The sequence below is a fragment of the Pseudoalteromonas sp. MMG005 genome, assembly GCF_018101015.1.
GTDB classification, from domain to species: domain Bacteria; phylum Pseudomonadota; class Gammaproteobacteria; order Enterobacterales; family Alteromonadaceae; genus Pseudoalteromonas; species Pseudoalteromonas aurantia.
Genome location: NZ_JAGJEK010000012.1, coordinates 13682 through 23016, shown reverse-complemented (window position 1 = coordinate 23016; position 9335 = coordinate 13682). Strand labels below are relative to the sequence as shown.

Annotated in this window: 12 protein-coding genes; 6 read left to right on the top strand and 6 right to left on the bottom strand. The window is 39.6% G+C overall.

The features are described 5' to 3' along the window. Nucleotides 1-77: 77 nt before the first annotated feature. From J8M01_RS10765 to J8M01_RS10755, 3 genes are all read right to left on the bottom strand, one after another. Nucleotides 78-683 carry a histidine phosphatase family protein gene (locus tag J8M01_RS10765; RefSeq protein ID WP_211057967.1) on the bottom strand — a complete coding sequence of 202 codons (606 nt, stop codon included), beginning with the start codon at nt 681-683 and terminating at the stop codon, nt 78-80. A gap of 44 nt (nt 684-727) precedes the next feature. Next, nucleotides 728-1129: a DCC1-like thiol-disulfide oxidoreductase family protein gene (locus J8M01_RS10760; protein ID WP_211057966.1), complete on the bottom strand. Its 402-nt coding sequence runs from the start codon at nt 1127-1129 to the stop codon at nt 728-730. A gap of 324 nt (nt 1130-1453) precedes the next feature. Continuing rightward, the gene (locus J8M01_RS10755) at nt 1454-1978 is read right to left on the bottom strand and encodes a Crp/Fnr family transcriptional regulator (RefSeq protein ID WP_211057965.1); all 525 of its coding nucleotides are present in this window, start codon (nt 1976-1978) and stop codon (nt 1454-1456) included. 154 nt (nt 1979-2132) lie between these two features. Here J8M01_RS10755 and J8M01_RS10750 point away from each other — a divergent pair, with 154 nt between their 5' ends. Genes J8M01_RS10750 through J8M01_RS10740 form a run of 3 tightly spaced genes read left to right on the top strand, consistent with a single transcriptional unit; the run spans nt 2133 to nt 4000 of the window. Next, a complete protein-coding gene (locus J8M01_RS10750) occupies nt 2133-2867 on the top strand; it encodes an SDR family NAD(P)-dependent oxidoreductase (protein WP_211057964.1) in 735 nt (244 codons plus the stop codon). A gap of 2 nt (nt 2868-2869) precedes the next feature. Next, nucleotides 2870-3316, top strand: coding sequence for a DUF2141 domain-containing protein (locus J8M01_RS10745; RefSeq protein WP_211057963.1), 447 nt, complete (start codon nt 2870-2872; stop codon nt 3314-3316). 21 nt (nt 3317-3337) lie between these two features. Further along, complete coding sequence (locus J8M01_RS10740) at nt 3338-4000, top strand: VTT domain-containing protein (RefSeq protein ID WP_211057962.1); 663 nt, start codon at nt 3338-3340, stop codon at nt 3998-4000. A 233-nt stretch (nt 4001-4233) separates the two neighbouring features. Here J8M01_RS10740 and J8M01_RS10735 read toward each other — a convergent pair whose 3' ends face one another. Continuing rightward, a complete protein-coding gene (locus tag J8M01_RS10735; RefSeq protein ID WP_211057961.1) occupies nt 4234-4611 on the bottom strand; it encodes a nuclear transport factor 2 family protein in 378 nt (125 codons plus the stop codon). 167 nt (nt 4612-4778) lie between these two features. Here J8M01_RS10735 and J8M01_RS10730 point away from each other — a divergent pair, with 167 nt between their 5' ends. Beyond that, complete coding sequence (locus J8M01_RS10730) at nt 4779-5660, top strand: bile acid:sodium symporter family protein (RefSeq protein WP_211057960.1); 882 nt, start codon at nt 4779-4781, stop codon at nt 5658-5660. A 177-nt stretch (nt 5661-5837) separates the two neighbouring features. Beyond that, nucleotides 5838-7019 (top strand): right-handed parallel beta-helix repeat-containing protein, encoded by a 1182-nt coding sequence (locus J8M01_RS10725; RefSeq protein ID WP_211057959.1) that lies wholly within the window; start codon nt 5838-5840, stop codon nt 7017-7019. Nucleotides 7020-7239: 220 nt separating this feature from the next. Here the strand turns inward: J8M01_RS10725 and J8M01_RS10720 are convergent, their stop codons facing one another. Then, entirely contained in the window at nt 7240-7455 is a 216-nt protein-coding gene (locus J8M01_RS10720; RefSeq protein WP_192508545.1) for a TIGR02450 family Trp-rich protein, read from the bottom strand. A gap of 165 nt (nt 7456-7620) precedes the next feature. Between J8M01_RS10720 and J8M01_RS10715 the strand changes: the two genes are divergently transcribed. Further along, nucleotides 7621-7995, top strand: coding sequence for a DoxX-like family protein (locus J8M01_RS10715; RefSeq protein ID WP_211057958.1), 375 nt, complete (start codon nt 7621-7623; stop codon nt 7993-7995). Between the two features lie 35 nt (nt 7996-8030). Here J8M01_RS10715 and J8M01_RS10710 read toward each other — a convergent pair whose 3' ends face one another. Continuing rightward, entirely contained in the window at nt 8031-9206 is a 1176-nt protein-coding gene (locus tag J8M01_RS10710) for a quinone-dependent dihydroorotate dehydrogenase (protein WP_211057957.1), read from the bottom strand. Nucleotides 9207-9335 lie beyond the last annotated feature (129 nt).

The following is a 9335-nucleotide window of genomic DNA, read 5'->3' as shown; positions in this document are numbered from 1 at the left end:
TTTACTTCATTGAACGGGCTAAATCAGCGCAGGTCCAGTAACTTTGGCACTATCCAATATGCCACGGTGGAACTTGGCTAAGCGTTTAAAAGACTCACAGTGCGATTTTCAAATAAGTCATCGACAACTAAAACGGATATACTGCCGGGCGTTAACTTAAAAGCAAGGTGTCCCATACTTTCAATATCCAGCTTTTGAAATGCCGCTATGACAAAGCTTGCAGCAAAACCGTGTGTGATGACTAATGCACCACCGTCCAGATGCATAATTTCGTCGACAAAATCAGCCACGCGTATGGCAACATCACGCCGAGACTCTGCACCATCACAGATCCGATGCCCTAAACGGTCGCCTATCGGGCTTGTTGGTATGATAATTTTATCATGCTCTTTTTGGCACATTCCTTCATGCGTTCCAAAAGACATCTCTCTCAACCGTGGGTCTAGATTCAGTGGCAAATTCGAGTCAGCTAAGACTATTTCAGCCGTTTGCACAGCACGCGTTAAATCTGAACAGTACACAGTCATAGTATCGAGTTCAAAACCCAACCTCGCAATATTTTTCACTAAAGACGCCGCTTTAACCTTGCCCTTGTCCGTTAATTTTGAATCAAACCACCCCCCTACTTTACCCTCGACGGAGTGTGTTGCTTCAGCGTGTGTAATGAGACAGATCTTTTTCACTTGAACTCCGATATATTGAACGCCAACATCTTATTATTGGATTTTTACCATAGAAATTTGTTTTTTAATGCTTGAGTAGGCAGCATACACGCTTGAGTTTTACCAAAAAGATAGTACCTATTTCTTGCAAAAAAACGATAAAAATAGTCGCGAATTGGTCTAGGAAGTACTTTAAACACACGAACTAAAGGCCAACCACCGCATAAATCTTGAGCTATCTCAATTGCGGCATTTGTGCGGTAAAAACACTGACCGTTTTTAATAAGTAAGAACGTATCTACCCCGACATTTTCAGCGCTATAATCAGCGATTAACTTTTGCGCTGCAGGACCTTGCATCGGTGCAAAAACAAATTTATTTGTATGGTCTCGTTTTATAATAAAATTGATTGAACGGTTACAAAAATTGCAAACGCCATCAAAAATAATGATGTGGGGTGTACGCATAATTTTCCATGATTTAAATACTCATTGAGATTAAATAGCGCTTAAGCGTTGTTAAACGTAATTTATACTTCCATGAAAAGCCAAATGGCAATATATCAGCAACAGTCTATATCAGCACAGCTTCTCTGTCATACACTTTACCCACTAAAACGGGCAAGTTATTAATGAAATTTCTGGCTTATTCATTGTCATCAGGTGAATCACTCTTGCGTTGAAATTCAATCAGTAAGCCTGCGTTATCAACCGCTATATAGAGTGTTTTTGTGTAACGGCAACACTTTTAGCGTTTGCTTTAGTCTCCTATAATCGAAAACCAGCCAACGACTATTTGAGCCTGTTTTTGATGCGGCTTAACGCGACCGGAGTGACGCCAAGATATTTAGCAATATCATTTTGTGTGAGTTGCTCGGCGAGTATAGGCTCTCTTTCCATGAAATTGAGATAACGACTTTCTGCACTAAGCGTTAACAATTCATATTCGCGTTGTTCTTTCTTCATTGAAAGCATCAGCAATCTGTCAATTAATTGATTGGCGATGGTGTGATGTTCTTTTGCCGATTTTGTTAAGCACTTAAAAGGGATTTCTAGCAACTGGGTGTTTTCAAGAGCGAGTAAATTAAAAGTACACGGTAACCTCGCGTGAGCGGAGCTTAAGCTACCGATCATATTTCCTGGTTTTATGAAAGACTTGATACTCTCTTTGCCGTCAATAGAGAGGTAATACGCTTTTGCCAACCCACTGATGACAAAGTACAGAGAATCATTTGAGTCCCCTTGGTGAAAGACATGCGCTCCTTTTTCAAAGGAAACAGGTATCCCAGTCCTTTTTACAAACTCATCAAAGTTCATCTCTATTTATCCTCATTAGCTGCTGCGAAGTCAGTCTACCTACTCATTAGGATAACCGCTAATGATACATCACGTTTTAACCTAGGTTAATGCGCAGACCGTTGGTATCAATTAATTTATCTGCCACGCGTATCCACACAGCCTGAGAGGAAAAATGAAGTTAACGAACAAAACCATTGTGATCACAGGGGGAACATCTGGTATCGGCTATCAAATGGTTAAGTACCTGCACGTTGAAAATACTGTCTTGGTTATTGCACGGCAAAGCGAACGGCTGGATAAACTACTTGCCGAATTTCCAACTATCGAACTTTACCCCTGCGATCTTTCAAAACCGGCAGCGTATGAAAAGGTGGCCGATACCTTAACCAGAACACATAGACGTATCGATGTCTTACTTAACAACGCCGCCATTCAAAACACGCCGACTTATTTAGCGGATGATTTTAATTACGATGCCATCGCCCCTGAAATTAACCTTAATTTTACGGCTATTTGCGCCTTAAGTTACTTATTGTTGCCCAGTTTATTAAACAACGGAAAAACAGCGTTCATCACAAATATTAATTCAGGATTAGGACTGGTGCCAAAGACTAACTCAGCCGTCTATTGCGCGACCAAAGCCGCTATGGATATGTTTTCTCAAAGCCTGAACTATCAATTGGAAGAAACCAACGTAAAGGTGATACAAGCATTTTTGCCCCTGGTCGATACGCCAATGACAGAAGGTCGAGGTAAAGCAAAAATAACGTCAATCAAAGCCGCCACAGACATTTTAGCTGGCATTGAAAAAGAAATCGTAGTTAATGATCTTGGTAAGGTTAAGTTATTAAGATTATTACTGTTAATTGCACCATTCATTGCTAAAAAAATTCTTAAAGGAGGATAAGTATGAACATAAAATCAAGCCAAGTAATGTTAACTATTGGAGTATTTTTAATGAGTGTAACAAACACTTCTGCTGCAAAAACAATGTCTGTTCGAGTGACCAATATCAATACTGAAAAACCTGGAAATATCATTGCAATGCTGTTTGCCATGGAAGGCTTTCCTAAACAGCATGATCAAGCACTTACTTTAAAAAAACAGGAGATAAACGCGAAAGAAACCGTGTTTGATTTCACCATAAACGTTGAAAAATTCGCGATTAAAATTCTACATGATGAAAATAGTGACGGTAAGACAACGAAAAATTGGACGGGCATTATTCCTGCCGAAGGTCTTGGATTCAGCAATGGCGCAACATTGAGTTGGCATGGTCCGCCATCATTCAAAAAAGCGCACCTCACACTTGCTCAGTCTGTTGATGAAATAGTGATTCCGATTATCTACCCCTAATTTATGTCATGAGAATACGCGATGAAATCTTTATTAAAAGTCATATTAATTCTGGCGCTGTTTTTTGCTAGCACATTTATTGTGCTGAAATTCACAGGGATCATCACGGTTGAAAAAATTCAATTATGGCTAGATGCTGCCAAGTCAGCCAATCTTGCATATGTCATGCTGATTGTCGTAGGACTGCTGTTTGCTGATTTGTTTATTGCCGTGCCGACGTTAACAGTCATCACAATAGGTGGTTATCTATTAGGGCCCATTTATGGAGCCATTGCGAGCACGGTTGGACTATTTTTAGCTGGCATGTGTGGTTATGGGGTGAGCCGATATTATGGCCATGTGCTTTTTCATTTTTTAGTCAAAGACCCTAATAAACGTGACGAAGTCATAGCACTGTTTAATAGTCATGGCCCGGTTATGTTACTTCTGTCGCGCGCAACGCCTATATTACCAGAGGTATCAGCTTGTATGTCAGGCATGACTAAAATGCCATTTTTCAAGTTTTTGGTATTATGGTTAGTCAACGTTGTGCCTTACACAATTATAGCGTCGTATGCCGGCTCTATTAGTGACTGGGATAATCCCATGCCTGCAATCTTTACAGCCATCGGTTTAACTCTGTTTCTTTGGTGCGGATGGCTTGTTTTCAGATTTACGAACAAAAGCAAGTTATCAATCGGCTAAAGTTTAAATGGTACATCAAATAACGATGCGCTCGTGATACTGCCAGCGCATCGACTAAAATCACAGCTTCACCACGAAAGGTTGTCTCTCTCGAATAAACTCAGCTAACACCTTAGTACCTACCAGCACACCGACTTAAGACAGGCGATTAATAATGATCTCAATATACTTTGTATAAAGTAAAGGCTTTAGATTTTGACAATATCAATTCGAAATGACGTACTTTGATAATTTTATGCTACAAAAGCTGTTGATTGGGCTGATATAACTTGCACATTGTGCCCTTTTTTTAACCACACTCTTGAAAATGCAAAACGCCCATTAGATTCAGCGCCTTGATACTTTGCGGTTATGTCAGCATTCACATGGACCAAGCCACAATCTCCATAAGCATGCACTTGCATGCCACTCAAGGTAATTGAAGTAATCGATAATAAACCCGATTGATGTAATGCGATATCTTCTTGTTTTGAAACACGATGTCCGAGATGATTAATAAAAATGAGTTCATCGGCGAGTAAATCATGCAATGTCTCAATATTAGAACAGACCATTGCCAATCTTAACTGTTGCTCTGCATCTATCACTGCCTGAATTAATGTGTGTTCCATACTTACCTAAGGGCCTATATTTTATGAATTAAATAGAGCAAAACTACCTAGTTTTATAAGGCTAAGCAACCATTTAATTAATTCGCTATCGTAACGCTCTTGGCTATAATTTAAAATCGCCATACTTACACTACCATCACTTCGATACCACTTAGCTCGGAGCCTTTATGCTTAATACCTTAATTTCTATCGCATTACCAATTGCGCTTATTATTATCATGATAGGCGTTGGTCTCAGCTTAACGTTCGATGACTTTAAACGGGTGTTTAAACAACCAAAAAGCTTTCTCCTTGGCGCTTTTTGTCAACTTTTAGTACTGCCTTGCACAGCGCTATGCATTATATTTATAACGGGTATGAAAGGTGAGTTAGCTGCTGGTTTATTTATTCTTTCACTTTGTCCTGGCGGCACCACATCAAATTTGTTTAGTTATTTAGCTAAAGCAGACGTGGGGCTATCGGTATCATTAACAGCTGTAATTGGCTTTATTACCCCTTTTACCATACCGCTACTCAGTATATGGGCCATAAATATTTACGTAGGCACCAATTCATCATTCTCACTTCCTCTTTTTGAAACTTGGCTCAAATTGATGATAATCACCGTTATTCCTGTCGTATTCGGTATGATACTACGTAAAAAATGGCCAACCACCGCCACAAACGCTCAGGCATACGTCAGCTGGCTTTCAATGACTATTCTTGCATTAGTCATCATCAGTATTTGTGTTACGTTAGACAATAAAATTGTTGAATATATTCTTTTGGCTGGCCCTGCAGCGATAGCGCTGAATATCAGCACAATGCTAATTGGCTTTTTAGTAGCCCACTATTTTTTACACAACCGAGCGCAATCGCGAACCATTACATTGGAGGTGGGGCTTCAAAATGGCACCCTCGCACTGCTGATCACAACTGGCATGCTTAACAACCCTGTTATGTCTATTGCGCCCAGCATTTATAGTCTAATCATGTTTTTTACTGCCAGTTTATTTACCTTTATTGTGCTCAGAATACAACCGCCACAGGCTATCATTAATAATAATTAAATTAATAACAATTATTAAAGACTAATCATATTAATACGTTTAGTATTTATTTGAAGGTAAGCTTTGTGTGGCCTCTTATGCTGGTTTGAATAAATAAGAAGCTGATGTGTGCAACCGCCGTTTACCTTTTTAATCTCGCAGTAATTCAAAGGAAAATTAATACAAGGAGCATATGAAATGCAACTCAAAACACGACTTAATACTAAGTCATCCATTCTGTGTGTTGTAGCCACACTCATCGCACAACCTGTTCTCGCAACACAAGTATGTGATTTTGTTATCCCCTCTTCGCAATACAAAATTGATGGTTCACAACTTCAAACATCCCCAGGTGATAGGCTATGTCTAGCGAAAGGTGAAAGAGGGCCGCTCAGAGTAACTAATTTACATGGTTCGCCTGAACATAATATTGTCATAACTAACCAAGACGACACAGTAACCACCATTGAGTATGAATATAGTATCGCAATAGAAAACTCAAGTTACCTGCAAGTGACATCCACAGCACAAGACTCTGCTTCCCCATACAAACTCAAACTAGGGGGCACATTGAGTGTCGGCAAACTCAGTCACCATATAGAAATTGATCATGTTGAAGTCTACCGAGCACGGTTTGCTGGTTTGCTAATCAAAACTGACCCCAACTGTGACAGCGCAACATGGGCCGAAAACTTTACTATGTCAGGGCTGTCTATACACAACAACTTTATACACGATACAGAGTCTGGTGAAGGTATGTACGTTGGCTATACAGGACACAGTAGAACGCTCGAATGTGACGGAAAAACAACCACTGTCTACCCACATAAGATAACCCATGTTGATATATCCAACAATATACTTGAGAACATCGCAGCTGACGGCATTCAACTAAACTCGGTGCAAAACAATGCACGAATAGCCCATAACAAAATCTATCGAACTGGGTTAAGCCCTTTCTCACCAGCATGGCAAAACACTGGTATTCAAGTAGGAGGAGAAGGCGTTGTTGTTACAGGTAATATGATTTTTAAAAGCGGTGGTAACGGTATGATGCTAGATGGAGATAATTTAACGATTGAGCACAACACCATTATCAAGGCTGGCGAAAATGGCATATTTGCACGTAACCCTGCGCAGCAAGATATTACTCGTAGCAACGGTCTACCTCATATCTATCGGTATAACCACATTATCCAAAGTCAGAGCTACGGGATTAAACTCTACGCTATCAATACCGCTACGGCGAATGCCATTTATCAAAATACTATTGAAACGGATGGAAGCTTAGATGCTGCGCAAAGGCCTATGACTTTGTCTTACCTTAACGACTCTGTGTTACGTACTGAAACTGACAACCGATATTTTATTACGCCTTGATAGTTATCACGCCGTAATAGTGCCAATGTTTATATCAGGCACTAAGACAATAAAAACGTGAATAAATCCAAATTAAAGTAGGCTTTTAATAGCCTACTTTCTTTGGCAGCTTAGCCATGGACTGTATGAACACCACTCTCTCATACTTTAACTAACGCTGCTGCACTCAGTGAATAACCCAAGTTTCCAATAATTAGTCAAATGCCACAGCTTTTCCTCACTATCGCCAACCCACCTTCCACATGTCCCCTTCTTTTAGCGTACGCCAGTCAACTTCAATTGCACGTTTTGTCATCACAGCCTCAATAATACACAACGTAATACGCCCTTCTTCATCAAACTCCACTTCTGACACAATAAAGTGTTTTTCTTTATGTTGAGGAGAAATAGCGGTCCATTTACTGTTCAATAACTTTCTAGGATTAATTTTATGCACCATGCCCTCTTTTAGCTTTTTTCAACCCATTGTTAACGTTCTACATTAAGACTACGTATCAATCACGCGTAAAGATCGATTAGTACAAAGATTGCGGTAGGATTTGCAGCGCACATTCATTAGAATGACAACGAAACTTCACAAAAACTCACCAAAGGATACGGCGTGTCTACACTTTACATTGCTCGATTCATTATTAGTTTCAGCTGGATTTATCATGGCATTTTCCCAAAGTTACTGCATATTGCGCCACTCGAACACGCCATGACAGCAAGCATTGGATTGTCAGAAACAACCTCTTATTGGATCACAAAATCAGCTGGGGTGGCCGAAGTGGTATTTGGATTGTGCGTGTTTATCTACTTTCGAGTACGTTGGGTGATCTATTTAAATATATTGGCGCTTACAGGCCTATTAATGTTGGTCGCCTTACTCTACCCAGTTGTATTAATTGATGCTTTTAATCCAGTCACAACGAATATTACCCTCATTGCATTGAGCTTAATTTTGCTAAATAGTTTAAATCAAAAAAAAGGCTGATCACTCAGCCTTCAACTGGTGGAACGAAGAATCTGTTACGCGGCATCCTGTTTCGTTGCGACAGGATTTTCAGATGTTAACTTTGGTAATGGGTTACGAGACCCAATAGCTTCTTCAATCGATGAAAAACCATCCGCTTTTAGCAACTTCACCAGCCCACGATTAATTTCATTAATACTCTGTGGACCGTCGAAAATGAGCGCCGAGATCATATGCAATAAGCTCGCGCCTGATGTGATTTTTTCATAGGCATCTTTGGCGGTAAAAATACCACCAACACCTATAATAGTAAGCTTTCCCCGTGAGCGACGGTATACATGCCTAATAACATTGGTGGAAATACGCTGTAACGGCAAACCGCTCATCGCCCCTTTATGATAAGGCAACTCTGCTTCTATAAATTCTTTGTTATGTGAAGGTTTAGCGAGGTTAGTTAAAACAACTCCATCCATTTGGTGCTCAATACACGCGTCTACAATTGTATTTATTTCATCGTTAGAAATATCCGCTGCGAGCTTAACATAAATTGGTCGGCCAGCGACACGATGTGCATTCACAGCAATAAGAAGCGCATCTAAATTTTCTTTAATAACAAAAGGTTCGCCATCTTGAGTATTTGGACAACTAATATTAATCGTGTAATAGTCGCCAATGTCTTTAAATAAAGACAGTGTTTTGGTGTAATCATCGATAGAATCTTGTAAATCAAATTCTGAGGTTAAATTTGATTTAGCCGCATTGATCCCCACTTTTAATTTACCAAAATCCACATCTTTCAAACGCTTTGATATGGTTTCTGCGCCTTGGTTATTTAAACCATACCATACCAAAATTGACTTAGATTTTACCATTCGAAACAGTCTTTTCCCGGGGTTCCCTGGGCACACTTCACCAGTAAACGAGCCAAGCTCTGCTAAACCAAAACCTATTGATGGGTATATTTTTGTCAACTCTCCATCTTTATCAAATCCCGCAGATAAACCTAGAGGATTTCGATACTCTATACCATCAACCGTTGATTTAAGACTTTTGTGCCCATAATTGAACAACATAGAAGTAAGTAGTCGTGTCAGAAAATTTGACCCAAGAAATACGCCTACACGTTTGAACATATAGTGCGCCTCTTCAGGGTCCATTAAGAATATCACCGGTCGTGAGATACGATAAAGAACCTTAAAGAAAAAATTCCTCAGCCCGATTATAAAGCTCATTTTAGCCTCCAGTTATTGTGTGAATGATTATTGATGCTAATTTGAATGTTAATTACCTTACACCTTGCAAATCTTAATAGCAATCCTTCTCATTATCATTTATGTTGTATTTAAAAAATAATGGAGTCG

What these genes read in the sequence shown, in the direction of transcription:
- J8M01_RS10735 (WP_211057961.1), bottom strand. Translation starts at nt 4,611, where the DNA reads ATGGAACACACATTAATTCAGGCAGTGATAGATGCAGAGCAACAGTTA.
- J8M01_RS10760 (WP_211057966.1), bottom strand. Translation starts at nt 1,129, where the DNA reads ATGCGTACACCCCACATCATTATTTTTGATGGCGTTTGCAATTTTTGT.
- J8M01_RS10750 (WP_211057964.1), top strand. Translation starts at nt 2,133, where the DNA reads ATGAAGTTAACGAACAAAACCATTGTGATCACAGGGGGAACATCTGGT.
- J8M01_RS10755 (WP_211057965.1), bottom strand. Translation starts at nt 1,978, where the DNA reads ATGAACTTTGATGAGTTTGTAAAAAGGACTGGGATACCTGTTTCCTTT.
- J8M01_RS10730 (WP_211057960.1), top strand. Translation starts at nt 4,779, where the DNA reads ATGCTTAATACCTTAATTTCTATCGCATTACCAATTGCGCTTATTATT.
- J8M01_RS10725 (WP_211057959.1), top strand. Translation starts at nt 5,838, where the DNA reads ATGCAACTCAAAACACGACTTAATACTAAGTCATCCATTCTGTGTGTT.
- J8M01_RS10710 (WP_211057957.1), bottom strand. Translation starts at nt 9,206, where the DNA reads ATGAGCTTTATAATCGGGCTGAGGAATTTTTTCTTTAAGGTTCTTTAT.
- J8M01_RS10740 (WP_211057962.1), top strand. Translation starts at nt 3,338, where the DNA reads ATGAAATCTTTATTAAAAGTCATATTAATTCTGGCGCTGTTTTTTGCT.
- J8M01_RS10745 (WP_211057963.1), top strand. Translation starts at nt 2,870, where the DNA reads ATGAACATAAAATCAAGCCAAGTAATGTTAACTATTGGAGTATTTTTA.